20 protein-coding genes, 1 pseudogene and 1 CRISPR repeat array (1 of these 22 only partly in view) are annotated in these 25,638 nt (G+C 72.1%); of the genes and pseudogenes, 9 read left to right on the forward strand and 12 right to left on the reverse strand.

What is annotated here, in order from left to right; translation table 11 throughout:
• A CRISPR array of direct repeats spans positions 1 to 1,354; the repeat unit is 29 nt; unit sequence GTGAGCCCCACGCACGTGGGGATGGACCG (it extends 1,295 nt beyond the left edge of the window).
• A 269-nt stretch (positions 1,355 to 1,623) separates the two neighbouring features.
• From ACFYL4_RS08085 to ACFYL4_RS08095, 3 genes and pseudogenes are all read right to left on the reverse strand, one after another.
• Positions 1,624 to 1,992 carry a hypothetical protein gene (locus ACFYL4_RS08085; protein ID WP_387517386.1) on the reverse strand — a complete coding sequence of 123 codons (369 nt, stop codon included), beginning with the start codon at positions 1,990 to 1,992 and terminating at the stop codon, positions 1,624 to 1,626.
• A gap of 84 nt (positions 1,993 to 2,076) precedes the next feature.
• Positions 2,077 to 3,378, reverse strand: coding sequence for a hypothetical protein (locus tag ACFYL4_RS08090; protein WP_387517388.1), 1,302 nt, complete (start codon positions 3,376 to 3,378; stop codon positions 2,077 to 2,079).
• A 411-nt stretch (positions 3,379 to 3,789) separates the two neighbouring features.
• A pseudogene (locus ACFYL4_RS08095) lies at positions 3,790 to 4,020 on the reverse strand (acyl carrier protein); the annotation flags it as partial.
• Between the two features lie 473 nt (positions 4,021 to 4,493).
• Here ACFYL4_RS08095 and ACFYL4_RS08100 point away from each other — a divergent pair.
• The 5 genes from ACFYL4_RS08100 to ACFYL4_RS08120 all read left to right on the forward strand — a co-directional run bounded on the left by ACFYL4_RS08100 (position 4,494) and on the right by ACFYL4_RS08120 (position 8,823).
• On the forward strand, positions 4,494 to 5,069 hold the full coding sequence (locus ACFYL4_RS08100; RefSeq protein WP_387517390.1) for a GNAT family N-acetyltransferase: 576 nt from the start codon (positions 4,494 to 4,496) through the stop codon (positions 5,067 to 5,069).
• Between the two features lie 149 nt (positions 5,070 to 5,218).
• Positions 5,219 to 5,488, forward strand: a complete 270-nt coding sequence (locus ACFYL4_RS08105) for a hypothetical protein (RefSeq protein ID WP_387517392.1) — start codon at positions 5,219 to 5,221, stop codon at positions 5,486 to 5,488.
• Between the two features lie 219 nt (positions 5,489 to 5,707).
• Entirely contained in the window at positions 5,708 to 5,914 is a 207-nt protein-coding gene (locus ACFYL4_RS08110; RefSeq protein ID WP_387517394.1) for a hypothetical protein, read from the forward strand.
• 215 nt (positions 5,915 to 6,129) lie between these two features.
• Positions 6,130 to 7,659, forward strand: coding sequence for a fatty acyl-CoA synthetase (locus tag ACFYL4_RS08115; RefSeq protein ID WP_387517396.1), 1,530 nt, complete (start codon positions 6,130 to 6,132; stop codon positions 7,657 to 7,659).
• A 345-nt stretch (positions 7,660 to 8,004) separates the two neighbouring features.
• On the forward strand, positions 8,005 to 8,823 hold the full coding sequence (locus tag ACFYL4_RS08120; protein WP_357765525.1) for an SAM-dependent methyltransferase: 819 nt from the start codon (positions 8,005 to 8,007) through the stop codon (positions 8,821 to 8,823).
• A gap of 60 nt (positions 8,824 to 8,883) precedes the next feature.
• On the opposite strand, the gene ACFYL4_RS08125 is transcribed toward ACFYL4_RS08120, so the two are convergent.
• From ACFYL4_RS08125 to ACFYL4_RS08155, 7 genes are all read right to left on the reverse strand, one after another.
• Complete coding sequence (locus tag ACFYL4_RS08125; protein ID WP_387517398.1) at positions 8,884 to 9,621, reverse strand: methyltransferase domain-containing protein; 738 nt, start codon at positions 9,619 to 9,621, stop codon at positions 8,884 to 8,886.
• Positions 9,622 to 9,625: 4 nt separating this feature from the next.
• A complete protein-coding gene (locus ACFYL4_RS08130) occupies positions 9,626 to 10,402 on the reverse strand; it encodes an SDR family oxidoreductase (protein ID WP_387517399.1) in 777 nt (258 codons plus the stop codon).
• Entirely contained in the window at positions 10,399 to 11,259 is an 861-nt protein-coding gene (locus tag ACFYL4_RS08135) for a TauD/TfdA family dioxygenase (protein WP_387517401.1), read from the reverse strand. Before ACFYL4_RS08135 ends, ACFYL4_RS08130 begins: the two co-directional genes overlap by 4 nt.
• 29 nt (positions 11,260 to 11,288) lie before the next feature.
• Positions 11,289 to 15,725, reverse strand: a complete 4,437-nt coding sequence (locus ACFYL4_RS08140) for an AMP-binding protein (protein WP_387517403.1) — start codon at positions 15,723 to 15,725, stop codon at positions 11,289 to 11,291.
• A 17-nt stretch (positions 15,726 to 15,742) separates the two neighbouring features.
• Positions 15,743 to 16,300, reverse strand: coding sequence for a DUF6309 family protein (locus ACFYL4_RS08145; RefSeq protein ID WP_387517405.1), 558 nt, complete (start codon positions 16,298 to 16,300; stop codon positions 15,743 to 15,745).
• Complete coding sequence (locus ACFYL4_RS08150) at positions 16,297 to 17,115, reverse strand: phytanoyl-CoA dioxygenase family protein (protein ID WP_387517406.1); 819 nt, start codon at positions 17,113 to 17,115, stop codon at positions 16,297 to 16,299. The genes ACFYL4_RS08145 and ACFYL4_RS08150 overlap by 4 nt, the downstream gene beginning before the upstream one ends.
• A 728-nt stretch (positions 17,116 to 17,843) precedes the next feature.
• Positions 17,844 to 19,709 carry a type II CAAX prenyl endopeptidase Rce1 family protein gene (locus tag ACFYL4_RS08155; protein ID WP_387517408.1) on the reverse strand — a complete coding sequence of 622 codons (1,866 nt, stop codon included), beginning with the start codon at positions 19,707 to 19,709 and terminating at the stop codon, positions 17,844 to 17,846.
• A gap of 95 nt (positions 19,710 to 19,804) precedes the next feature.
• Here ACFYL4_RS08155 and ACFYL4_RS08160 point away from each other — a divergent pair, with 95 nt between their 5' ends.
• Both ACFYL4_RS08160 and ACFYL4_RS08165 read left to right on the forward strand, forming a co-directional pair.
• The gene (locus ACFYL4_RS08160) at positions 19,805 to 20,539 is read left to right on the forward strand and encodes a TetR/AcrR family transcriptional regulator (RefSeq protein WP_357765546.1); all 735 of its coding nucleotides are present in this window, start codon (positions 19,805 to 19,807) and stop codon (positions 20,537 to 20,539) included.
• 149 nt (positions 20,540 to 20,688) lie between these two features.
• Positions 20,689 to 22,254: an MFS transporter gene (locus ACFYL4_RS08165; RefSeq protein ID WP_387517411.1), complete on the forward strand. Its 1,566-nt coding sequence runs from the start codon at positions 20,689 to 20,691 to the stop codon at positions 22,252 to 22,254.
• Positions 22,255 to 22,280: 26 nt separating this feature from the next.
• Here the strand turns inward: ACFYL4_RS08165 and ACFYL4_RS08170 are convergent, their stop codons facing one another.
• Positions 22,281 to 22,652, reverse strand: a complete 372-nt coding sequence (locus ACFYL4_RS08170; RefSeq protein ID WP_357765551.1) for a helix-turn-helix domain-containing protein — start codon at positions 22,650 to 22,652, stop codon at positions 22,281 to 22,283.
• 177 nt (positions 22,653 to 22,829) lie between these two features.
• Positions 22,830 to 23,294: an Lrp/AsnC family transcriptional regulator gene (locus ACFYL4_RS08175; protein WP_357765554.1), complete on the reverse strand. Its 465-nt coding sequence runs from the start codon at positions 23,292 to 23,294 to the stop codon at positions 22,830 to 22,832.
• Between the two features lie 82 nt (positions 23,295 to 23,376).
• Between ACFYL4_RS08175 and ACFYL4_RS08180 the strand changes: the two genes are divergently transcribed.
• Positions 23,377 to 24,417 carry a DMT family transporter gene (locus ACFYL4_RS08180; RefSeq protein ID WP_387517413.1) on the forward strand — a complete coding sequence of 347 codons (1,041 nt, stop codon included), beginning with the start codon at positions 23,377 to 23,379 and terminating at the stop codon, positions 24,415 to 24,417.
• Complete coding sequence (locus ACFYL4_RS08185) at positions 24,417 to 25,637, forward strand: aromatic amino acid transaminase (protein WP_387517415.1); 1,221 nt, start codon at positions 24,417 to 24,419, stop codon at positions 25,635 to 25,637. The genes ACFYL4_RS08180 and ACFYL4_RS08185 overlap by 1 nt, the downstream gene beginning before the upstream one ends.
• Position 25,638: the final 1 nt, after the last annotated feature.

The raw sequence follows: 25,638 nt of genomic DNA on the forward strand, positions 1-25,638 counted from the left end.
TGGGGATGGACCGACGCGGATCGTGCCCAGCTGCTCGACGGCCTCGTGAGCCCCACGCACGTGGGGATGGACCGCAGGTCGAACCGGTCGGCGTGCTCGTCCAGGTGTGAGCCCCACGCACGTGGGGATGGACCGACATGCGGTATGTGCGCTCAATCGCGATGATCGTGAGCCCCACGCACGTGGGGATGGACCGTACCCAGGTATCTGCGATCACCAGTCGTCGGCGTGAGCCCCACGCACGTGGGGATGGACCGCGGGGGCCGGCCATGGGCGTGATCCCGATCTTGTGAGCCCCACGCACGTGGGGATGGACCGATCCCTGCTCGCGCCTTGGGTCGTCTCGTCCCGTGAGCCCCACGCACGTGGGGATGGACCGGTGGTGTGGGCGGGCGACCACGCCCAACTCAGGTGAGCCCCACGCACGTGGGGATGGACCGCAGCATCCCCAGCCCGGAGCGGAGCAAGTCCGGTGAGCCCCACGCACGTGGGGATGGACCGATCCCCCACCCTCGGCGGGGGTAGGGGACGACGTGAGCCCCACGCACGTGGGGATGGACCGGCCATGGGCGCCATTTTCGGATGGCTGTGGCAGTGAGCCCCACGCACGTGGGGATGGACCGGTCGCCGACCACTCACTCGACGCCGGGCGCTAGTGAGCCCCACGCACGTGGGGATGGACCGGCGAGGGCGCCGAGGACCATGCCGAGGACCAGGTGAGCCCCACGCACGTGGGGATGGACCGCTAACCGCCTACGCGGGGCCGGAGACGGTCGGTGAGCCCCACGCACGTGGGGATGGACCGGGTTCGCATCGTCCCCGGCCTGCTGGCACCGGGTGAGCCCCACGCACGTGGGGATGGACCGCTCGGCATGGGCAGGTTCGGCCAGGAGGCGCCGTGAGCCCCACGCACGTGGGGATGGACCCTCTTGATTCACGACCGTGCGGGGTGCGCGCAGTGAGCCCCACGCACGTGGGGATGGACCAATGCGCGCTGCGTGCGAGGCAGTGGGTGGAGAGGTGAGCCCCACGCACGTGGGGATGGACCGGTGCTGCGGCGGTCGATCCAGTAGTGGGAGAGGTGAGCCCCACGCACGTGGGGATGGACCTGTGGTGGGACCCCGAATGGCCGATCGGCATCGGTGAGCCCCACGCACGTGGGGATGGACCGACCTGCTCGACTTCATCAACGACGTGAAGGCCGTGAGCCCCACGCACGTGGGGATGGACCGGTTCTCGCCGGTACCGTCACCATCGACGATCTGTGAGCCCCACGCACGTGGGGATGGACCGCGGGTGGCCTTGATGTCGGTCACGAGTCCGGCGTGATCCCCACGCACGTGGGGATGGACCGGACAGTCCCTGGTACACCAACGCAGACAGGGCGTGAGCCCCTGTCTCGTGCCGGTGGCTGCTAGCTAGAACCGAACAACCGGCGACGTCGGCCACGGCGGGCACGGCCTAGCTCCGCGACTGGGCCGCCTACCCACAGATGCGTCCCTTCTGACCCGAACTAGTGCCAGTAGGGAAGAAACGGACCCGGCACCACCCATCACCACCGCCTTCGTGGTGCCGTCACATCCGTTGGACGGTGGTGATGGTGTGGCCGGAGCGATCTTGGGTTCAGTGCACTTCGGTCCACCTCGCGTGCGCGAAGTCGAGTTCGCGCGAGGCCGGTCCGTACTGGTGGGTCACCCGGTAGGCACCGCGTCCGTAATCGTAGGTGATGTAGGCGGCCCAGTACTGGCGGCCGTCGTAGGTGTAGCCGGTCTCGTACAGCTTGCCAGTCGTGGCCCAGGCCCCGTGCCCGTAGTCGGCCGGATAGCCCCTGGTGGCCCACTGCCACTGGTTGGCCAGGTAGCCGTCGGCCCCGGCCTGAGCGGGTTCGCGGTCGTACAGCGCGACCGAGTCCCACGCTCCGGGGTTCGCGACCTGCCACTGGAGCGAGATGTGGCCGCGGCACTTCCCCAGGGCCAAGAAAAGGTCGGACATGCGTTTCTCCGTTTCGATCGCAGCGTCCTGGACAGCCGGACTCGCGGCCGGGCACTTGCTTCGGGGCAGCGGGTCCCGGGTGTGTCAGTCGGCCATGTGCAGGCACATCACCTGAGTACTGAGTTCGTCGTTGACCGGGTGGAAGGGCACCAGGACCGGAGCCGATCGGTTGGTCAGGTCCGAGAGGGCGAAGGGACCACGCACATCTCCGTCAGGGGAGAGCTCGCTCCAGCCCAAGGCCGTGTTGTTCATCGCCTCACTGACCGCCAGAACGGCGGAGGGCCCTTCCGGGGTCGCCCAGCTCGCGATGCCCGCTCCGGTGGAGGTGCGGTGTCCGGAGATCTTCTCCGGGGCCGACCAGTCGTCCTGCCACACCCGGGTACTGGAGAACCACAGCTCCTGGCTGTCCTTGTCGGTGAAGGCGCAGTAGAGACGGGCGTCGAAGTCCTCCACGAGCACGGCCACGCACGGGGGCGTGTCCGTCGACCAGTACGAGGTGGGCACGCCCTCGGCGTGCAGGGGTTCGGCTGGCTGCCAGGTGCCTTCGTTACGGATGGTCCGGTAGAGGGTGCCGCTGTCGTCGGCGCTGCGGTAGACGCAGTGCAGGACCCCGCCCGCCGAAACCAACGCGGGCACGGTCCAGGAACGCTGGCCCTTGATGGCTTGGGCCGAGCTCCACGCAGTGCCGTCGAAGGTCGTCTCGTACAGGTCGGCGCTCTCATCGGCGCTGCGGTAGACGCAGTGGAGGAGACCATCATCGTGCACGGTCAGCGCCGGTCGGTTCCATGACCTCTGCCCCGGCAACTGCTGATTCTTGAGGACGCCCTTCTGCCCGGGTCCCGTGGCGTTCAGATCGAACCGGGACCAGTACAGGGTAGTGTCCGAGCCGCCGCCGCGATGCACACAGTAGAGGCTGTCCTGGTACACGGCGGCGGCCACCCCGCTGGAGTGCACGTTGTCCAGGGGGAAGGCGACCTCAGGCCCCCAGCGCGTGCCATCGAAGACGCTCCAGCGCAGTTTGGTCCCCTCGGCCGAGGTGTCGATGCTCCTGGGGTCGACGGTCGGGGTGTGAACCGCGGCCGCGTCGTTCCAGTCGATCTCTCCCGGGGTCGGCACGATGACGAAGATCGCCAGCCAGCTCGCGTTGAGGACCACGCCCTTGTCGTTCTTTTCCAGGCCCATCAGCAGGGCTTCGCTCACCAGGTAGGCCTCGATCGCCCAGCCGATCGGTTCGTTCTCGATGGTGGCGAGGACGAAGTGCACCGGATCGAGGTACTCGTTGGTCTCCTCGATGGCTTCGACGACCGGGGCGCTCAGGTGGAGACGGTAGCCCCACCACTTCTCCTCAAGTTTGACGTGCCAGCCCTCGGGGGCGGTGTCACTCATTCGGGCTCACTCTGTGTGGAGGTCGGATGTGGAGCCTCCATGGTGGGCCCGCTGAGGCGTGTCTGGCGGTGATGCCCCGGAAAACGGGGGTGTGACCGGCCAGACTGTTCAGGACATGTCCCTTTTGCGGGGTGCCTTCAGGCTGACCGGAACTTCCTTCCGGTCACGCGAGGCCGACAAAGCGGGGTCCCCGAAAGGAGGGAGGGGTCCGGGCTCCGGGGCGTCGTCTCCGGATCTGGAGGGGCGCACGTCCCACTCGGGCGCTGGAGGAGAAGGATCGCTGCTGTGGTGCGCAGCCGTGTTCTCTTGCCGGGGGCGTGCCGTCGCGGGGAGAGGGTACGGCATTTCGCGGAAGCCTCCGAGCGGCACAGGCCGCTCGGAGACCGTGTTCGCCCACGAGAAGTGTCCTGGTCAGGCCTGTTTGCCCTCGACGTAGTCGATGACCGACTGAACGGTCGTGAACTCGATCTCCTCATCAGGGATGGTGATGCCGAACTCCTCCTCCAAGCCTTGGGCGAGCTCGATCATTCCCAGGTCGTTGGCTTGGAGGTCCTCGGTCAGGGACGCCGTGTTGACGACCCGGTCCTCAGGAACGTCGAGCTGCGCGGCGATGACCTTCTTGACTCGCTCCTCGAGCGTCGCGGCCTGCGCGCTCCGACCAGTCTGGTCGACCGAGACGTGGTCGCTCGCGGTGGCGCCGACCGCAGCCGAAATCGCCCGCTCGAAGGTGAGCTCCTCCGCCATGGCCGGGCCGCTGGCCAGGGCGAGCACGACGGCCACCGTGGTGCCGAACGCGGCGGTGTTGAACAGCAGCGGGGTTCGCAAGGATTCTCCAGCTTTCACATTGAACACATTCCATTACCCAACGTAGTTGAATGATTCTGGAGAGGCTAGTTTGCTGTCGGCGCTTCAATCCCTCTGACGCTGAACACCCGTTCGGGTGAGCGTGAGCCCCACGCACGTGGGGATGGGCCGGACTGAGCCTCCAGTGTGAGTTCGCGCAGGACGTGAGCCCCACACACGTGGGGATGGGCCAGCGAGAGCTGTCCCCGATGAGAAGAGCGCATCCGCAGGTGCGCCCTCGTGCTGGCGCCACCCCCGAAGGAGAAGATCACATGAGCGAACCTCTGATCTGGTTGCGCGGTGTCCTAGCCGGGATCGGTCCGATCCGGCCGGATCTGGTCGAACGGTACTGGCGGTGGGAGCAGGAGATTCCCACGATCGTCGGCTACAACCGGCGGACGCCGCAGCCGCTCCAGGTCACTCAACAGATCCTTGTCGACGGTTACGATCGGGCCTCGGATCACGAACTCCGCTTCACCATCTACGACCTCACCGGTCAGGAGCCAACACCGGTCGGGATCGCCAAGGTGTATACCGACCAGCCGCGCGGCAATGGCGAGTACGTCGTGGCGATGGGTGAAGGCCGTGGTCGAGGGGTGGGTTCGGAGGCGACGTGGCTGGTCCTGGACTACGCGTTCCACGTCACCAACCTGCGTTGCGTGTACCTGACGGTCCTCGAGCCGAACACGGGGGCGATCCGGGCGTACGAGAAGGCGGGGTTCAAACGTCAGGGTGTGCGCCGCAACTCCAACCGCTGGTTGGGGGAGACGGTGAACGAAGTGCTGATGGACGCGATCCCGGAGGAGTTCGAGGGGACGTCACTGGTCAAACAGCAATGGTTCGGGTGAACCCGCCACTTGTGCGCAGTCTGGCGAGCTTCGACCGTCGGGCTGGTGGTCCGTGTCGTGACACCGTCCCCGGGTCGATGACCTGGCGACCCCTGGGGCTACGCGTGGTGTCTGCCCGGAGGTCATGTCCAGACGCCTAGACTCGACACATGGACGCACGCGAAACCCTCGTACACCTGCGCACATTCCCCACCACCCTCCCGGGCGCGCTCGCCGAAGAGCCCGACCCTCTCACCCGGGCGCAACTCGTCGGGGACCTCCTGGCCGCTCTCGCCGACATCGAGATGGCCCTGAAGGCCGTCCGTCAGCCTGCCGTCGCCGAACTCCGGGATCAGGGGCGGACGGTGCGTGCGATCGCCGCCGAGCTGGGTATCAGTCCGGCCCGCGTGGACCAGATCGCCAAGGGCAAGCGGGCATGAGGAGCCGCACCCGGTAAGGAGGGGAGGGGCGTTACCGAGTCAGCGTCAGCGCCGCCGTGAGCCCACGGGGGGACGGACCGACCTGCCTGGTGCTCCGCATCGATGGCGGTCGGTGAGCCCCACGGGGGACGGGCCGGTCGCCGACCGCTCGCTCGATGCCGGGCGCCAGTGACCCCATGCCGTGGGTTGGGCCCCTGCCGAAACTCCTAGGGTCTCCCCATGGACGAGGACCTGAAACGAGCCCGAAGAACGACCGGACTGTTGGTGACCTCCACCGGGATGACCCTCATCGCCCTGGGCTCGGCCACGGTGACCGTGGGCGCTTTCTGGGTGCTCTGGGTGATGTGGGCCGTCTGGGTGGTCTTGGCCGGTGTGACGGTGTGGTCGGTGGTCACGGTGAACCGGCTTCCCGACAGTGAGGGTTGACCTGCCTTCCCGGGTTCCGCGCGCCGACTGGATCGCGCCTTCGCTGGGAGGGGGCACCTCGGGCGTCTGGGCCCTGCGGTCGGCTCCCACCGGCCAGCTACCGGGCGTTCCCGTGTCTGTGGGTCTTGCCGGGACGAACCCGGGGCAACAGGATGGTGGCCGTGTGCGCGGCCCGGCTCCCTCCGGGCCGCACCGACGGGAAGAGACCAGGTGCCATGACCGCAGTGACGACCTCCAGCCGCGTGGACGACCTCCTTCACCGGAGCGCCGTCCGATCTCCGGGTAACACCGCGCTCGTCTTCGCCGACCGAGAGTGGACCTACGCGGAGCTCGACGACGCCGTGACCCGGGCCGCCGCGCGCCTCCTGGCCACGGGAGCCGTCAAGGGCGACCGGGTCGCGGCCTACGGCAGGAACTCCGACGCCTATCTGATCGGGTTCTTGGCCTGTGCCCGCGCCGGGCTCGTACACGTGCCCATCAACTTCGCCCTCCAGGGGGCCGAACTCGCCTACCTGTTGGAACAGTCCGGCAGCACGGTGGCCCTGGTCGACCCGGCGCTGCGGTCGGCCGTGGACGCCCTGCGCACCGAGACCGGCGTGGAGCAGGTGCTGGAGCTGCGGGACGCCCCGGGGTCGCTGTTGGAGGAGGCGTCGCGGGGTTCGGTGCTCGCGCTGGACACGGACGTGGCCGACACCGACCTGGTGCAGCTCCTGTACACCTCGGGCACCACGTCGAGGCCCAAGGGCGCCATGATGACGCACCGTGGCCTGGTGCACGAGTACCTGTCGTGCCTGGTGGGGCTGGACATGGACGCCGGTGACAACCCCCTGCACGCGATGCCCCTCTATCATTCGGCGCAGCTTCACGTCTTTCTGATGCCGTGGCTGTCGCTGGGCGCCCGCAACACCCTGGTGGAGGCGCCCGACCCCCAGGACCTGTTGCGCCGGATCGAGGCGGACGGGCACGGGGCCTTCTTCGCCGCCCCGACCCTGTGGGTGGCGATGGCCAACCACCCCTCGTTCGACGACCGCGACCTGTCCAGCCTGCGCAAGGCCTACTACGGCGCCTCGATCATGCCCGGGCCGGTCCTGGACCGTCTCCGCGCCGCCCTGCCGGACCTGGGCTTCTACAACTGCTTCGGGCAGAGCGAGATCGGGCCGCTGGCCACGGTGCTGCGCCCCGAGGACCACGCGGCCCGCCCCTCCTCGGCGGGGCGCTCCGTGCTGTTCGTGGAGTTGCGGGTGGTCGACGAACAGGGGGCGGAGGTCGCCCCGGGGGAGCTGGGCGAGGTGGTCTACCGGTCGCCGCAGCTGTGCGAGGGCTACTGGGACAAGCCGGAGGAGACCGCGGACGCCTTCAGGGACGGCTGGTTCCACTCCGGTGACCTCGTGCGCGCCGACACCGAGGGGTACATCGAGGTCGTCGACCGGATCAAGGATGTGATCAACACCGGCGGGGTCCTGGTGGCCTCCCGTGAGATCGAGGACGTGTTGTTCGCGCACCCGGGAGTGGCCGAGGCCGCCGTGGTCGGGACGCCCGACCAGAGGTGGATCGAGGCGGTGACGGCGTTCGTGGTCCCGACGGCCGACGCGGACGCGGACGCGCTGCCGGGGGAGCTGGTGGAGCACGTGCGCGCGAACCTGGCGCCGTTCAAGGTCCCCAAGACGGTCCGGATCGTCTCCGAGCTGCCCCGCAACGCTTCGGGCAAGATCCTCAAGCGCGAGCTCCGGGACGGCCCGGCCTGATCCGCACGGGGCGACGTCCCCACTGACGTCCCCGCCCCGCCTACCCCCGCCCCCTGCCCCCGCCCGCCTGCCCCCACCCCGGCTGACGTCTCCGCGCGTTGGGGCCCCTCATCGGCGGGGGCCTCGGCGGGCGGGAGGTCCGCCGACGGGCGGGTGGTGCCCGGATTCGGGCGGTCCGGGCGGTACGGGCCACCGACGGCACATGCCTGACATACGCGCATTCGCGGCGCCTTCCCCTAAGGTGGGGGCGAACGGCCCCGGGACGGGTGCGACCGCCGTCCCCGAACGACCGGCGGCCACCCGGCCGTGGGGCACGACCCCCTGCGTGTAGAGGTAGGCGCCCCGATGTCCGACGCACCCACGCCCGTCTCCGGCGGGTTCCCCGGCCCCTCGCCCATCGACACCACCCGGACCCACTCGGCCCGGATCTGGAACTACTGGATGGGCGGAAAGGACCACTACCCGATCGACCGTGTCGCGGGCGACCAGGTGGCCGAGTCCTTCCCGGAGATCGTGGACCTGGCTCGCACCAGCCGGGACTTCCTGAAGCGCGTGGTCACCCACCTGACGCGGGACGCGGGCATCCGCCAGTTCCTCGACGTCGGCACCGGCATGCCCACGGCGGACAACACGCACGAGGTCGCGCAGCGGATCGCCCCCGAGTGCCGTGTCGTCTACGTGGACAACGACCCGCTGGTGCTCGCGCACGCCCGGGCCCTCCTGGTGGGCACCCCCGAGGGAGTCACCGACTACGTCGACGCCGACCTGCGCGACCCCGAGGCGATCCTGGAACAGGCCGCCCGCACCCTGGACTTCGACCAGCCGGTGGCGCTCATGCTGATGGGCGTGCTCGGCCACGTCACGGACGAGGAGCTCCAGCCGGTCGTCCGGACCCTGCTGGACGCCCTGCCCTCCGGGAGCTACCTGGCCAGCTACGACGGCACCAACACCAGCGAGGCCTACAACGCGGCGATCGAGGAGGGCAACAAGCACGGCGACAACCCGTACCGGCTGCGCAGCCCGGAGGCGGTCGCCGCGCGCTTCGAGGGCCTGGAGCTGCTGGAGCCGGGCGTGGTCCCCTGCCCCCGGTGGCGTCCCCTGGAGGGCGAGCTCGCCGCCCGGCGCGGGTTGGACCAGTACGGTGGTGTGGCCCGCAAGGCCTGAGGGCCCGTGTGGGCCCCGGGGGCGCGCCCGCGACGGGCGCGCCCCCGGGGTCCGCGGCCCTCAGCCGTCCCGGTGCCGCCAGCGCACGGGGTCGCGCTGGTGGGCAACGTCGGCGCTGCGGGGCAGCACGCCGCGCTCGGCGCACTCCAGCACCAGCATCTCCTGGTCTCCTGGGTCGAACGCGTACTCCACCGGTTCCACCCGCGAGGTCACCCCGCAGTCCGCGAGGAAGTGGCGCATCCGCTCCAGCGCGGGGTAGCGCGTGAAGTCGGCGTGCTGGAACAGCGGGTACAGACGCACCTGCCAGCGGGCCAGCCGCACGAGCTCCAGCAGCGCCTCGCGGTGGAACCCCTCGTCCAGCTGCCTGCCGTAGGAGAACAGCAGGTGCGAGCTGAGCACGAGGTCGAAGGAGCGGTCAGGGAAGGGCAGGTGCGGCAGCGCGCCCTCCACGTAGTGCCGGGGGTGGGCGGCGATGTCGTCACCGAATCTGCGCGCCGACTCCGAGCGCAGCCGCGTGTACTGTTCGGGGCCCTCGAACCACGTCCACACGAAGTCGGCCCCGGGTTCGACCAGTTCCGCGTGCTTGTGCTCGTTCTCCAACAGGGCGAGTTCGGCCAGCTTCCCCCGCCCGGCCCCGTACTCCGGGTCCACCGACGTGACGCGTGTGCCCCGGGCCCGCGCCTCGGCGGCGAAGCTGGCGGCGCCGCCGGGGCAGTCGAGCAGGCTCAGCGACAGGTCGTGGTCGGTGAGCCCGAACATGGACCGGTACTCGTCGAAGTTCCTCGCGCTGACGAACACCCGTTCACCCCCGCCCGACGAAGGGCATGGTCGTCGGCAGCACCGTCAGGTACTGCACGTTCGACCCCGGCGGCATCGACGCCATCAGCAGCAGGGCCTCGGTGAAGCGCTCCACGGGGATGGTCCGTTCCACCGCCGTGCTCCCGTCCGCCTGACGGGCCGGGGGTTGGGGGAGGCCGTCGGAGGGTTCGACGTTGCCCACGTCGATCTGACCGCAGGCGATCCCCAGGTCGCGGCCGTCCAGGGACAGCGCCTTGGTCAGCCCCAGGACGGCGTGCTTGGCCGTGGTGTAGGCGACGGCGTTGGGCCGGGGGGCGTGCGCGGACGGCGCGCCGTTGTTGATGATGCGCCCGCCCCGGGGCGACTGTTCGCACATCACGCGGAACGCCTCCCGGGCGCACAGGAACGTGCCGGTCACCGTGGTGTCCATGATGCGGTTCCAATCGTCGACGGTCACGTCGCGTACGGGCACGCGGGGCACGACCGCCCCCGCGTTGTTGAACAGCAGGTCCACCCGGCCGAACCTCTCCAGTACGGCGGTGAAGAGCGCCGTGACCTCCTCGGTCCGGGAGATGTCGGTCGGTACCGCCGCCATCCGGTCGGCGTCGGCGCCCGCGAGGGCGACGGTCTCCTCCAACGCCTCCTTGCGGCGGCCCGCGACCGCCACCGACCAGCCGTCCGCCAGGAGGGCGAGCGCCGCCGCCCGGCCGAGTCCGCTGCCGCCGCCGGTGACCACCGCGACGCCCCGCCCGTGGCGCGCGCCCTCGTCCGCCGCGTTCACCGGGCACCCGCGCTCATCCACGCCCGAAGCACGCGTCGGCTGCCCGGGCCGGGCACGTCCACGTAGGGTGAGCGTCCGTGCAGCACCCGGGAGTTGCGGATCACCAGCAGGTCGCCCGCCTCGAGCCGCAGCTGGAAGGCGATCTCCGGCCGGTACAGGACCTCGTCGAGGACGTCCAGCGCCTCCCACTGGCGTGCGGTCAGCGGCGGCCCGCCGCGTTCGGGGGAGGTCCGCACGGTCCGGGTCTGGTAGTAGCAGCCCACGGTCCCGTCCTCCTCGGAGTACAGGATCGGGGAGACGATCACCTGCTGGCCCGCCCGGCCGGTGCGGTCGAAGGTCCAGTCCTCCTCCAGCGTGGCGAGCACGTCCGGGCGTTCCCGTCCGATGATGCCGCGCACGTGGCGGGCGCTGGCGAGCTTGGTGTACCCGCCGCCCCGCACGGCGGGCTGGAGGCACAGCAGGACCAGCAGGTCGCAGGTGTCGCAGTGGAAGCCGAGCTCGGTGTTGCCGTCGCCGTCCTGGTCGCGCAGCACCCGCCACAGGGCGCCCTCGGCGTTCTGGGGGATGATCTCGCCGAAGTCGCGCAGGACGAAGGAGAGCGCGGCGATGACCTCGTCCTCGCCCGCCGCCGGGTCGATCAGGTTGGGCACGTGCGCGAAACCCACCGCTCGGAGGCTCTGCGAGCCGAACGAACGCAGCCGCTCGCGCAGCGGTGCGGCGTCCTCCCACCGCTCGGCGCGGGCGTCCCGCCACAGCAGGGCGCGTTCGTCGTCGCCGAGCGCCATCGACCACAGGTCGCGACGGGTGTCCAGGGTCGTGCTCCCCCAACCGATCTCGGTCGTGGTGTTCTCGCTCATCTGGCGGGCCGTTCCCTTCGTCGTGGGTGTCACCGGGGCGGTGCGGGCAGGAAGCCGGCGTCCGTGGCCCAGGCCATGGCCGCCGACCACCACGCGCGGGTCGGCGGTGCGAAGCGCACGCCGACGCGTTCGAGCGCGGACGTCGTGTGGGAGCTGTCCACCACCACGTTGCGTGATCCGAGCTGGGACCAGGCGGAGGCCAGCCGGGCGGCGGTCGGATGATCCCGCTCCACCCGGGACAGCGCCTCGGCGAACCCGTGGTCGTCGGTCAGCCGGACGGGGTGTCCCAGGCCGACGAGCCAGTCCACCAGCTCGTCGTGCGGCACGGTGTAGGGGGACTCCACGTGGTACACCCCGGGTGCCGCGTGGGCGTGCGACACCATCGCGGCGATCCCGGCCGCCACGGTGTCGACGTGGGAGAAGGCGAACGACTCCGCGGGGCGGCTCGGCGCGGCCCGGGCCAACACGTAGCCGCGCACCAGCTGGTAGATGCGGTTGTCCTCGACGTTGCGCTGGAAGGCGCCCGTGCGGCTGTGCGCGGCGACGTGTCCGCTGCGGTGGACGAAGCAGGGGCGGCCCGAGGCGGCCCAGGCGCGGACCTCCTCCTCGGCGGCGAACTTCGTCCTCTCGTAGGGGGTGCGGAAGCGCTGGCCGATCCGCAGGTCGGCCTCGCTGAACCGGCGCGGGACCCCGTCCACGCCGCCCGCCACCGCGAGAGTCGACAGGTGGTGCAGCCGGGCGCCGGGCACCTCGGCGTCGATCCACGCGAGCAGGCGGCGTACCCCTTCGACGTTGGTGCGCTCCAGGTCGCCGGGGGGAGCCACCAGGCGCACGTCGGCGGCGGCGTGCACGACGGCCCGCACGTCCCGGACCCGGTCAAGGCCCCGCTCGGACAGCCCCAGCCCCGCCGCGCCGATGTCTCCGGCGACCACGTCGAACCGGCCGCTGCGGGGGTTCGGTCCGTGGTCCGACGTCCCGGACAGGCGGGCGGCGGCGTCGGCGTCGTCGCGGCCCCGGACCAGGCAGGTGACCCGGGCGCCGCGCTCCAGCAGTGCGTTCAGCAGGTGGCGCCCCAGGTAGCCGGTGGCTCCGGTGAGCAGTGCCCGGACGGGTTCGCGCACCCCCAGGCGGGCGGTCCGGGGTGCGGCGGCCCCGGTGAGCAGGAGCTGTCCGGACGTGGAGACGGCGCTCTCACGGGGTGGAGCGGGAGCGCTCCCGACCTCGGCTGACACGGTCGCGCCGAACTCCCCGAGGACCGCGTGGGCCTCCTCGTGGGAGGTACGGGGGCGGGCGTACACGAGGTCGGCCACCAGGCGCCCCTCGACGATCCTCGCGGTGAGCCGTAGGCGGTGGTGGGGGTCCGCTCCGGGGCAGCGGGCCGCCCCCGCCGACTCCGGCGCCACCGTCCAGGCCAGGGACGGTTCGTCGGGTAGTTCGAACGTGCCCAGGAAGTTGAACCCGGTGTCGGGGCGCGGCGCGTCCGTGTCCATCGGCATCTGCGGGGTCTCGCGCACCAGGCGCTCGACCCGTGTGGTGGTCTCGGCGGAGACGGTGCGGACCACGGTGCGCACGTCCACGGAGCCGCTCGCCCCGGTGTCGGCGGCGGGCCCCGAGGCCTCTGAGGCGGGCAGCGTCAGGTGCTTGACGGCCGTGAACCAGCCCACGGTGTCCATGTACGCGTCGCCCCGGGCCGTGGTGTCGCGGCCGTGGGTCTCGACCTCCACGGTGAGGTCGGGGTGTCCGCTCCGGCGCAGCGCGGCATCGGCGAAGGCCGTCAGCAGGAAGGCCTCCAGGCGTTGGGAGCGGCCGTGGCGGCCGACCAGACGGGCGGTGGCGTCCTCGTCCAGGGCCCAGGTCAGGGCGGCGGGAACGCCGTCGGGGGAGGCGGGCGGGCGGAGGTTGCGTGCGGCGGTCCGGGGCGTCGGGGGAGCGGTGGTCGCCGCCCAGCGGTAGAAGTCGGCGGTCGCGGGCATCGGGGCGGGGGTTCCGGTGAGTGCCGAGCGGTAGGCGTGCGCGAGGTCGTCGAGCAGAATCCGCCAGGAGAGGCCGTCGACGGCCAGGTGGTGCGCGATCACCGCCAGCCGGTCGTCGGTACCGGTCGTCGCGCAGGCCTCCGGAGCGCCGAGCGTCCCGGGAGGACCGACCTCCCGGGCCGACCCGGGAGTCCCCGCTGACCCGTGAGCGCCGCCAGGGTCGTGAGCGCCGCCCGCCCGGGCGGCCCGGCCGGAGCCGGCAACGCTGTCGGCTCCGGAGAACAGGTGGACGCGCACCAGTCGGCCGGACTCGGGGTCCAGGGCCCGGTGCAGCTCCGAGCAGGTCTCCTCGACCGCTTCGGCCACCTCGCCGGGGTCGCGGGGCAGAGAGGAGAAGGTCACCGCGTCCACCTCGGCGGCCGGGCGGGGCACACCCGGCCCTCCCGCCCCCACGGGTCGGCGCAACGCCGTGTGGCGGTCCAGGACCCGGACGACGGCCGAGGAGAGGGCGGCCGGGTCCACCCGTACCCCGCACCGCAGGACGACGGACTGGTTCCAGTGCCGGGTGTCGCGCAGCGGCTGCCGGAAGAGCCAGCGCTGTGCCGGGGCGAGCCGCCCGGCCGTGTCGGTGCCCGTCGCGGGCGCGGGCTCGGGGTCCGGTGCGACCGGGGTGGCGGACGCGGCCAGCAGCGCGGGCGTGGGGTTCAGGTAGAAGTCCTCGAACGCCACCCGGTACCCGGCCCGGCGCAGCGCCGTGACCGTGCGCATGGCCAGGATCGAGTCGCCGCCGAGCTCCACCACGTCCGCGTGCGGGGCCACGAGCGGGAGTCCGAGGGCGCTCGCCCAGAGGTCGCGGATGGTCGTGACCAGGGGGTCCGCGTCCGGCGCCGGGTCCGATCCCCCGTCGGACGACCCCCCGGCGGACCCCGTGCCGGGGTCGCCGCCGCGTTCCAGGGCCCGGTCCACCAGGGCCGAGAGGGCGTCCCGGTCCAGCTTGCCGTTCGGCCCGGTGGGGAACTCGGGCACCACGACCACCGGTCGCGGGACGGAGTAGGCCGGGAGCCGGTCCCGCAGGTACGAGTCGAGGGAGGTCAGGAGCGCACCGGGGTCGCCGCCCGGGTCGGTCGGGCGCACCGCGGCCAGGAGCTGGGCTCCCGCCGGGGTCCGGCGCACGACCACCGACGATCGGGCCACGCCCGCGAAGCCGTCCATCACCTGTTCCACGTCGGCCGGGTCCACCCGGTATCCGCGGATCTTCACCTGTCGGTCGGCGCGCCCGGAGAAGACCAGGCCGCCGTCCTCGCGGCGGCGGCAGCGGTCGCCGGTCCGGTACCTCGGACCGTCCTCTCCCGGCAGGAAGCCCCGGGCCGTCTCCTCCGGTCGGCCGAAGTAGCCCGCGGTGACGCCGGGGCCGCCGATCAGCAGCTCCCCGTCGACGCCGTCGGGCACCGGACGCCCCTCGGCGTCGACCAGGTGGAGCACGTTGCGGCCGATCGCCGTGCCGATGGGCACCGTGGCCTCGTCCACGGGCAGGTCGGTGGCGGAGGACGCCACGAAGCAGCTCGCGCCGATGGTGGCCTCGGTGGGACCGTAGTGGTTGACCACCCGGGCGGCCACCCCGCGGTCGAGGAGTCCGGCCGCCAGTGGACGCGGCAGCGCCTCACCGCCCAGCAGTAGCGTGTGCAGCCTCGGGGCGCGGCGCGGCCGTCCCTCCAGCAGGGCCGTCAGGTGGGAGGGGGTCGTCTTGAGTACCGACACACCCGCGGCGGCCAGGGCCTCCCAGAAGGCCTCGGGGTCGCGGGTGCGGTCGTCGGGCACCACGTGCACCGACCCTCCGGTCGCGAGCGCGAGCAGCCAGGAGGTGTGGCCCAGGTCGGCGGCGAGCGTGGTCACGTGGGCGACGCACGGCGCGTCGGTGCGGGTGAGGCCGAGGCGGTCGCGCAGCGAGAGCGCGTAGTGCACGGTGTTGGCGTGCGTGACCGTGACGGCCTTGGGCTCCCCGCTCGACCCCGAGGTGAAGGACAGGTAGGCGGGGTCCGAGGCGCGTACCCGGTGCGGGGGCTCGCCGCCCGCCCACACCCGGCCGGGGGCGGGCAGTGCGGCCGGGTCCACGACCTCGCTCCGGTGCCCGGCGGGGGCGGTGTGGTCGGGGTCGGCGCTGAGCACGTGCCGTACACCGGTGGCCTCCAGCCGCCCGCGCACGTCCGGACCGCTCCAGGAGGGGTCGACGACCACGGCCGCCGCCCCCGCGCGCAGCACCCCGTACAACAGCGTCACGACCCGGGCGTCGCGCGGACCCAGCACCGCGACCCGGTCGCCCGGGCCCACGCCCCGCACGGCCAGGCGGGCCGCCACCCGGTCGGCGGCCAAGAGCAGCTCCCCGTAGTCGAGGGAGCGGACCCCGTCGGAGAGCGCGGGCCGGTCGGGGTGGGAGCGCGCCCCGCGCGCCAACAGGTCGGAGAGGGTCAGGGCCGGGTCTGTCGTACCTGTCAAGGGCGTGGGCCTCCAGTTCAGACGGTGCCTGTGCGGGGCGCCCCGGGCGGGGCGGTGTCGGGGGTGTCCGCGACGAAGGCCTCGGTGCGTTCGTCCTCCGGGAGCCGGTCGGACAGGGCCCACGCGACGGTCCGGTGCAGACCGTCCAGGTGGATCAGCCCGGTCCGCGTCTCCAGGTCGGAGTAGTCGGGGTGGGGGACCGGCACGGTGCTGAGGTAGACGGGGGTCATGGGCGCCTCACGGAACAGCGCGAGCTTGTCCGAGCAGACCGGGTTGGCCGCCCTCATCCGCGCTCCGCCTTCGCGGACCAGGTCGGCGGCCTCGCCCACCGTCCGCCCCGACCGGGGAACGAGCACGCGTCCGCCGCCCTCGCTCAGGTGCCAGGGCAGGACCACGCCGAGGACCTCCTCCCGGGAGAGCAGGACCCGGTGCCAGGTGCCGAGGAGGTGGTCCGCCATGCGCAGGACGTCCTCGCCGTCCTGGTTGGTGTTGGAGGCGTGGGGGCGGTCGACCGGGTGGTCGCCCCGGTAGACCTCCAGCACCGTGGAGAACGGCACCGTCTCGATCAGTCTCATGTGGTGGAGCCCTGTCCCGTGGTCGTGTACTCGGTGAAGTGGCGCTCGGCGAACAGCTCGGGCCAGCGCCCGCCGCTGAGGTCGAGCTCGCGCGCCCGAGTGAGCATATGGCGCCAGTACGGCTTCACCGGTCGCCACCTGGCGCTCGTCTGGCAGTACGAGGCGTCCACGAAGTAGCGGGGGCGTGTGTCGCCGGTTCCCTCGGGGGCCGGTCTGCGCGCGTGGAACAGGGCGGAGTTCATCAGGACGGTCGACCCCGGCGGGAGCCGGTCGATGACGACCTCGCCCGGGAGCTCCTTCGTGCCCAGGTGGGCGCGGGCCTGCTTGGCGGCGTGTTCCCGGTGGGAGCCCGGTAGGACCGCGAGGTGGCCGACGCTCGGGTCGAGACCGCCGAGGTAGTGCAGGGCGTGGACCATCAGCGGGCCGGGGTCCTGGCCGTCGTGGGCCTCGTGGTCGTGGTGCCAGGCCTTGCCGCCGGTCGCGTCGCCGTGCCGGTCGCTGTGCAGGTGGTGGAAGACGAAGGAGGGGCCCGTGAGTTCGGCGACCACCCGCATGAGCGGCTCGTGGGTGAGCAGTTCGCCGTGTGCGGGCAGTTCCAGTTCCAGGACGGGCGGCGTTCCGTGGGTGTCGGGGTCGAGGCAGGCGGCGATGGAGCGTGCGCGCAGTCCTTCGTCCACCCAGCGGTCGACCTCGGGAAGGAGACGGTGGACGAGGGCCGCGGGGAGGAAGCCGGGGAGGACGAGGTAGCCGGACTCCGTGAACCTGCTCCGCCGGGCGGGGGCGTCGTCGAGTTCCGGGGGAAACGTGTGAGTCAAGTCTTCGCCCCTTGTTCGTGCTCGGGTGTCGGGTCGTCCTCCGGGTGTGACGGATTCCTTCTGGGGGAGTCGGTCGGGAAAGGGTGGCGCGACGCCCGAGTACGGTGGGCCGTTCGCCTGGATGGGGGTGAGGGCCATTGTTGTGACTGCGGTGGCCTTCGGTGGTGGAGCGTGGATCGTGTCCGGAGGGTCGACAGTATTAGTTTCACCCCGGTTGGGCCGGTGTCAAGGGAATCGGTGGAACACGATCCTGGCCAGGAACTTCGTTACTCCGGTCGTCGGTTCCGCGAATTCTCGTGGGTGTCGGAGTATGAATTTCTCGGGTGCGGGGTAGGTGAGGGTGCGTCGGCCGCGCCCCGTCCTGGGGAGGTGGCCGCAGGGACTCCCGTTGGGGGGAGTCTTGTCATCGTCCCAGCTCAGGAAGGTGAGGATGAGGGTGCTGCCGTCGCCCCGGCGGCGGTGGCGCGGGAGCCGCGCGCATGGTCCGGTTCGGTGTTCTCCTGGGGAGGGCCTCCTTTTCCCCAGGTCGATTCGGGCATTTGGGGTGAACGACGAATGGTTGACCGGAGATGGAGCCGGGTCGCACCGAGGCCAATCGCAAGATCGTTTACATGGCCCCTCGGGTGGCCGATTCCGGGCGGATGAATGGGCGGTCCGGGAAGCTGTGCCCGGGCCCCCGTTCGTGGTAATGGAAGGGCTGGCCATTCTCGCGGAGTTTCGGAATGGTCCTACCGGGGAACCTCGGCGTCCGCTCCGTAGCGGCGGGCCAGGGCGTGGAAACCCTCTTTGGGTTTCCAGTGGCCGTCGTCGGAGGACAGGCCCGAGCCGAGAGGCGGCGGGCGGACGATCCCGAAACTGGCCATGTCGCAGTCCCGGGCGGGATCGTCGGAGGGGAGGCAGTCGCCCTCGACGAACATGCACAGGAACGCCCCGTGCACGTTCTCCGTCTCGTACACGTCGAGCAGCCGCTCGACGGTGTCGGCCTGGACGCCCTCGTCCCGGACCAGGCCGCCCGTGACCCGTCGGTCGTCCAGGTCGCTCCAGTCCAGCGCGTCGGCCCCGCCCCCGCCCAGTGCCTCGGCCCCCCGGTACGAGCAGCAGCCGAACTCGGTGACCACCACCGGTCTGTCCCAGCGCTCCAGTGCCCGTAGCCCCCGGCGGTAGGTGGGCCGGGTGAGTTCGTCGAGGTAGTAGTCCACTCCCACGAGGTCGAAGGGGGTCCAGTCCACGCGTTCCCATGTCCCCGACCCGTAGGTGAGGGGCCCGGCGAAGCGTTCGCGAGCGGTGGCCGCCAGGCGGCGGAGCAGCGCGTTCAGGCGTGCGTCGTGGTAGGCGGGGAACAGGCCGAACACGGCCAGGGCCCGGGCGCGCCGGTCGACGTCGCGGCCGGGCAGGATGCCCCGGTTGAGGACGGTCAGCTCGCAGCCCACGTTGAGGACGACCCGGCCGGGGTGGTCGGCGTCCAGTCGCCGGGCGAGGTCGGCGGCGTGCCCCACGTGCTCCACCAGCTCCGCTGGCTTGGCGTTGTGGGAGCGAGGCTGCAACCACACGTCCAGGCCGTGGCCGAGGGCGGAAAGGGCGGCCCGTTCCAGCCGTTCCAGGTCGTGCCCGAACAGGGTGACGGCCGTGCAGTGCAGATCCTCGCGGATCACGCGCAGGTCCTCGTGGACGGCATCGGGGTTCCAGCGCTCGCGGGAGTGCTGGCCGGGCACGTAGCTGGACCCGACGTCGTACAGGACACCGCGCACCGGAAGGGCGCGCCGGTGACGGGGGGCGGGTTCCTCGGGGGAGGGGGGAGCGCCCTGGTGGCCGGTGCGGCACGTCCGGCGCACCGCCAGGTAGGCGGCCACGCCGGTCGCCACGCTCAGGAGCGTGTTCCAGAACGGCGCGTTCGAGGCGAAGGCGAGGTCGGCCTGCGCGAGTAGAACGGTGGTCCAGGTCAGCGACAGGCGGGCACCGACCGGTGCCCAGACGCCGCCGCTGACCGTGCGCAGGAGGCCGAAGAGGACGCCCGATAGGACGAGGCCGAACGGGTCGGCCGACTCTCCCAGGACCAGGCCCGTCACTCCGGCGAACAGCGCGGCCTGGGTGAACAGGGCCGCCAGGGGCGACAGGAACGTACCCAGCCGGTGCTGAAGGTGACCTCGGAACACCAGTTCCTCGGCCGCGACCTGCCCGCTGGTCAGCAGGGCCGCGACCAGGGCGGCCAGCGCTGCCGGGGCGAGCGCGGACGTGTCGAGACTGGCGCCGCCGGTCAGCACCGCGCCGCCCACGATCGGTGCGGCGGCCAAGGGGCAGGCCAGCAGCGCGGCGAGCAGCGGGCGCCAGGCGCGGCCCGGGGTGGTCAGGCCGATCGCCGCCGGGGGGACGCGCTCGGCGCGGCACAGGAGCCCGACCAGGGGGACCAGCACCAGGAGCGGTAGCGCCCAACGCACCAGCGGTTCCCCTACCGGGCCCGGGAGCGGTTCGGCCCACGCCCGAATGGTCCAGGAGGTCAGGGCGAGGGCGGCGAGAGGGACGAGGGCGAGGGCCAGCGTGCGACCGGTGCCGCGCGGCACCGGGCGGGGTCCGGTCCTCGGTGTGGACTCGTCCATGGCGCTCCCCCAAAAACTCCGTACAGTGTTCGATGAGGATAGAACGGTGTATGGAGTTATGGCAAAGGGCGAGGGTCGTCCGAGGTGGGGGGCGTATGGGAGTCACACGCAAGAGCATCGAGGCCACACTCGACCTGCTCTGGTCGGGGCTGGGGCGCCCCCGGCGCGGCCCCCGCCACCAGCTCACCGTGCAACGCCTGGTCGAGGCGGCCATGACCGTCGCCGAGGAGGACGGTGTCGAGGCGCTGTCCATGCGCAGGGTCGCCGCCCGTCTGGGTGTCGGCACCGCCACCCTGTACACCTACGTGCCCGACAAGGCGGCCCTGCTCGCCCTCATGGTCGACGAGATGGTCGGCCAGGCCACCCCGCCGCACACCCGCCCCGGCGGTTGGCGGGAGAGGGTGGAGGCCTGGGCCCGGGAGGACCTGGCCTCCTTCCGGGCCCACCCCTGGCTGGTCGAGATGACCTCCGGCCCCTACGTCGGGCCGAACGGCTTCGCCTGGATGGACTCCGCCCTGCGGGCCCTGGACGGGACCGGTCTGCCCGAGGAGGAGGCGTACGCGGTGGTGGGCGCGGTCGACGGGCTGGTGCGCGGACACGTCGGCCGGGTGGTCGAGGCGGACCGCGCCGGACGCTGGACCTCCCCGGACGGCGAGTCCTTCGCCAGCGTGCAGGAGGGCTACCTCGCGCGGTGGATCGAGCCCGGGCGCCATCCGGCCATCGAACGCATGGACGCGCCGCCCCCCACGCCGGAGGAGGTCTTCGAGCGGGCGCTGGCCTGGCTCCTGGACGGGGTCGAACGCAGGATCTCCGAAATCCGGGACCAATAGAGCGAGGGTCACCGCTCTCACCTGCAGGCTCACTTTTGTATAGCGACTTACTCACAGGTGGCTACTTACGAAAAATGGCCAGCTTTCCTAGGGTGTCCCACGTTCCACCAGTGACCGCGGGCCGCATGGCCGAGTGAGGAGATCCCACCGTGACCCAGAACGTGAACGCCCCGCCCCGCGCGGGCCGGAGGGAATGGGCGGGTCTCGCGCTCCTGCTGGTCCCCGCCATGCTCGTGATGATGGACCTCACCCTGCTGCACCTGGCCGTGCCGCAGCTGAGCGCGGACCTCGATCCCTCCGGTACCCAACTGCTCTGGATCACCGACGTCTACGGGTTCTTCGTCGCCGGGCTCCTGCTCACGATGGGGACGATCGGCGACCGCCTCGGGCGGCGGCGCATGGTGATGATCGGGGCCGCCGCCTTCACCTCGGTGTCCGTCCTGGCCGCCTTCTCCAGCAGCCCCGAGATGCTCATCCTCGCCCGGGCCCTGCTGGGTGTGGCCGGGGCGACCCTCGCGCCCTCCACGCTCTCGCTGATCACCACGCTGTTCCGGGACCCGGCGCAGCGTTCGGTGGCGATCAGCCTCTGGATGACCAGCTTCATGGCCGGCGGGGCGCTCGGCCCCGTGGTCGGCGGCGTCCTGCTGGAGTTCTTCTGGTGGGGATCGGTCTTCCTCTTGGCGGTTCCCGTGATGCTCCCCCTGCTGCTCTTCGGCGGCCGACTCCTGCCCGAGCACAGGAACCCCGAGCCCGGCCCGCTGGACCTGGTGAGCGTGTTCCTGTCCCTCACCGGCGTGCTCACCCTCGTGTACGGGATCAAGGAGACGGTCAGGGACGGGCTCGCGCTGACGCCACTGCTGGCCCTGGCCGTGGGAGCCGTCCTGCTGACGTCGTTCGTCCGGCGCCAGCTCCGGGCCAGCGCCCCCTTCTTCGACGTCACCCTGTTCCGGAACCGGGCCTTTGGAACCGCGCTGGTCACCCTGAGCACCACCGCACTTCTCATCGCGGGAGTGCAGTTCCTGGTCGCCCAGTACCTCCAGATGGTCCAGGGGCTGTCGCCGATGGTCGCGGGCCTGTGGATGCTGCCCATGGTGGCGGGAGGGGTGGCGTCCGTCCTGGCCGCGTCCACGGTGGTCCGTCGGGTCCGACCGGCGGTGGTGTTCGCGACCGGGCTGCTCGTGGCCGCCCTCGGGTTCGGCCTGCTGACCCAGGCCGGTGCCGACGCGGCACTGGCCGTGGTGGTCGTCGGTTCCACACTGATGTTCGCCGGACTGATGCCGGTGTCGGCACTGGGGACCGACGTCGTCATGTCCACGGCACCCCAGGAGAGCGCGGGCACCGTCGCGGGTATGGCCGAGACCACGCAGGAGCTCGGTGCGGCCCTGGGGATCGCGGTCATCGGAGTGGTGAGCGCGGGGCTCTACGCGGCCAGGACGTCGCTCTCCCTCCCCGCGGAGCTGTCCGAGGCCCAGGCGCGGTCGGCGGGGTCGACGATCGGAGCGGCGCACCAGGTGGCCGAGAGCCTGCCCGAGGCGGTGGGTGCCGAGGTCCTGGACGCGGCCCGCGCCGCCTTCGCCCACGGCCTCCAGGTGAACGCGGCCGTCGCCGCCCTGATCCTGGTCGTGTTGGCCGCCGTGGTGTCCCTCGTCTTGAGGAGGGTGCCTGCGGCCGGGGGTGCCGAGCCCGTGACCGGGGGCGAGGACGGCGGTACCTGAGCCGGGTGCGCGGGGCCGCGGCCCCTCTAGGGCCGTGCCCCGCGCTCCCGGGCCGCCACGATCTCGTCGGTGCGCAGGCTCACCCAGTCCACGAGCGCCTGGACGCGTTCGCCCAGCTCCTCGCCGAGCGGAGTCAGGGTGTAGGTGACCTGGGGAGGGCTGGTGGGTTCGACCCGGCGTTCCACGAGCCCGTCCTCGGCCAGCAGCCGCAGGTTCTGGGAGAGCATCTTCTCGCTGATCCCGCCGATCCGGTCCCGCAGCATGAAGAAGCGCTGGGGGCCGTCACGCAGACAGGTGACGATGAGCGTCCCCCATCGGCTGGCCACGTGGTTGAGGACGGTGCGGCTGGGGCAGTCGTCGTCGAAGGCGTCGCGCGGTCCGGTCGCGGTCTGGCTCATACTCGTCCTTACCCGGAGTGAGCAGGTGTCGTCGGGAGAGATGCTCAGCATACGTAAGCCGGCCGGGGGGCGCACGCGGGTGGGGACGCCATCGCCGCGGATCGCGCTCCCCGGCCGCGTCGGCCACACCGGACCCGTCGACCCCCGACGGACGGAGCAGCCGTGCCAACGCCCGGCTCAGTCGACGGGCAGGGGAGAACCCGGCTTGGTGACGCTGATGGCGAAGGTCGTCTCGATCGAGGACACGGACGGGATGGAGCGCAGCTTGGACCGCATGAGCTCCTCGTAGGCGGGGAAGGAGCGTGCGGCCACCTTCAGCAGGTAGTCGTGGTCGCCCGCCAACAGGTAGGCCTCGGTGACCTCCGGGACACCCCGGATGGCCTCCTCCACGCGCTCCACCACACCCGTGCTGTGCGAGTCCAGGCGCAGCCGCACGAACGCGGTGATGTCCAGCCCCACCGACGCCGGGTCGACCACCGCCGTGTACCCGGCCACCACACCGGCCTCCTCCAGACGGCGCACCCGGCGCAGGCACGGCGAGGGGGACAGCCCCACGCGGTCCGCCAGTTCCTGGTTGCTGATCCGTCCGTCGCCCTGGAGCTCGTGCAGAATCCGCAGGTCCGTCTCGTCCAGTCGCCGCATGGGGCAGATTCTGCCAAATGCGGCGCCGATCGGGCAATCACCGGCAATCGCCGACCCCGACGATCCCCGTACCTTCGCACCCATGAGCACACCTGCCGGAACGTCCCCCTCGCTCGCCACGGGCCTGGCCGCGATGGCCGCGACCGTGGTGCTGTGGGCCGGGTTCGCCCTCAGCATCCGGGGGATCGGCGCCTCCGACCTCACCGCCCCCGACGCCGCGCTCCTGCGGTTCCTCACGCCGCTGGCGGTGTTGGCGCCGTGGATTCCGCGGGCCCTGCGCCGGGCGCGCGGCGAACGCCCCGGCGTGCTGCTGGCGCTGTGCGTCGGCGCCGGTCTCCCGTACTTCCTCCTCGCGGCCTGGGGAGGGTCCCTGACCAGCGCGGCGCTCGTCGGCATCGTCATCCCCGGAACCGTCCCGCTGTTCGTCACCGCTCTCGCGTTCGCGCTCTGGCGGACCCGGGCCCGCGCCGCCCAGCTGGGCGCGCTCGTCCTCATCGTGCTGGGAGCGGCGGTGCCGGTCGCCGCCGCCGTCTCCCCGGACCAGGCCACCGGGGTCGTGGTCCTGCTCTGCGCGGGGCTGGTCTGGTCGGTGTACACCCTGGCGCTGCGCGCGACCGGGCTCGACGCGGTCAGCGCCGCGATCGTGGTCTGCGCCCCCTCGGCGCTGCTGGTCGGGGGCCTGGTCCTGCTGGGCGCCGCGCCCTCGGCGCTGCTCGGCGCCGACCCCCGCGACGTCGCGGTGTACGTCGCCGTCCAGGGCATCGGGGTCGGTGTGCTCGCGGCGCTGTGCTACGCGACCGCCATCCGCGCCCTGGGCGGCCCGGTCGCCGCCACGCTGGGAGCGCTCAGCCCTGTCGTCACCCTCGTCGCGGCCGTCCCGCTGTTCGGGGAGCCCGTCACCGCGGTCACCACCGCCACCCTCCTGCTGGTCCTGGCCGGGGTGGTCGCCTTCAACCTGCTCGGCTCCCGCGGCGCCGGGTCCGCCGGGAACGCCTCACGGACCACCACGCCGACATCCGCCCCTGCGCCGACACCCGCCCCCGTGCCGACACCCGCCACCGCGCCGCCCCCGGCCGCCGACGCCACCGAAGACCACCGACCCGAGATGGAGCCCTCGTGCTGATGCCCTCCCCGCCGCGGCCGCGCACCGACCCCCTGTGGAGTCTGACCGCCGCCTGCGACGCCGACCCGCGCGCCGACCGCCTCGACCTCCTCGTGGGCGTCTACCGCGACGACACCGGGTCGTCGCCGGTCTTCGGCGCCGTCGCCGAGGCCGAACGCGACCTGGCCGCACGCGCGCCCTCCAAGGAGTACCTCGGCCCCGCCGGGAACCGCGACTTCACCGACGCCCTCACCCGCACGCTGTTCCCCTCGGCGGCCGTCCGCGACACGATCCTGGCCGTGCAGTCCGTCGCGGGTACCGGTGCCCTGCGCCTGCTCTCCGAACTCCTGGCCGCCACCGGTCCCGACCGGACCGTGCACCTGGGCACCCCCGCCTACCTCAACCACCGCAGCATCCTCACCACTGCCGGACTGCGCGTCCGCGAGTACCCGATGCTGTTCCCGGACGGCCGACCCGACCCCGACGCCGCCCTCGCGGCCGTCGCCGCCGCCGCGCCCGGAGACGCCCTCCTGATCCAGGGGTGCTGCCACAACCCCACCGGCACCGCCATGCCCGGCCACCGATGGGAGGAGCTCGCCCACGCCCTGGCCGCGCGCGGGGTGGTGCCGTTCGTGGACCACGCCTACTTCGGCCTGGGGGACGGTCTCGACGCCGACCTGGAGGGCGTGCGCCGCATGCTGGAGGTCGTCCCCGAAGCGGTGGTCGCGGTCAGCGCCTCCAAGGCCTGGGGCCTGTACAACGAACGCACCGGCTGCGCCGTGGTCGTCTCCGACGACCCCGCCCGCCGGGCCCTCGCCTACGGGGTCATGGAGACCACCGCCCGCGCCGGGTACTCGCAGCCGCCCGACCACGGGGCGCGGATCGTCCACGAGATCCTGACCCGGCCGGGTCTGCGCGCCGACTGGCTGGGTGAACTCGACTCCATGCGCCAACGCCTGGGCCGACTGCGCGACGGTCTCGCCGACGCGCTGGCGGAGCGGACCGGCTCCACCGCGTTCGAGCCGCTCCGGGAACAGCGCGGCATGTTCCTGCGCCTGCCCCTGACCGCCGACCAGATGGGGCGGCTCCGCGACGAACACGCGGTCCACGGCCTGCCCTCGGGACGGATCAACCTGGCCGGTGTCCCCGCGCCCCTCGTCGAGAGGGTCGCCGAGGCCGTCGCCCGGGTCCACGGTGGGTCAGCGGCCGCGCGGCCCGCGCTGTCGGGCGCCCGGGGCTGAG

It is taken from the genome of Nocardiopsis sp. NPDC006938, from assembly GCF_042869555.1.
Lineage (GTDB): Bacteria > Actinomycetota > Actinomycetes > Streptosporangiales > Streptosporangiaceae > Nocardiopsis.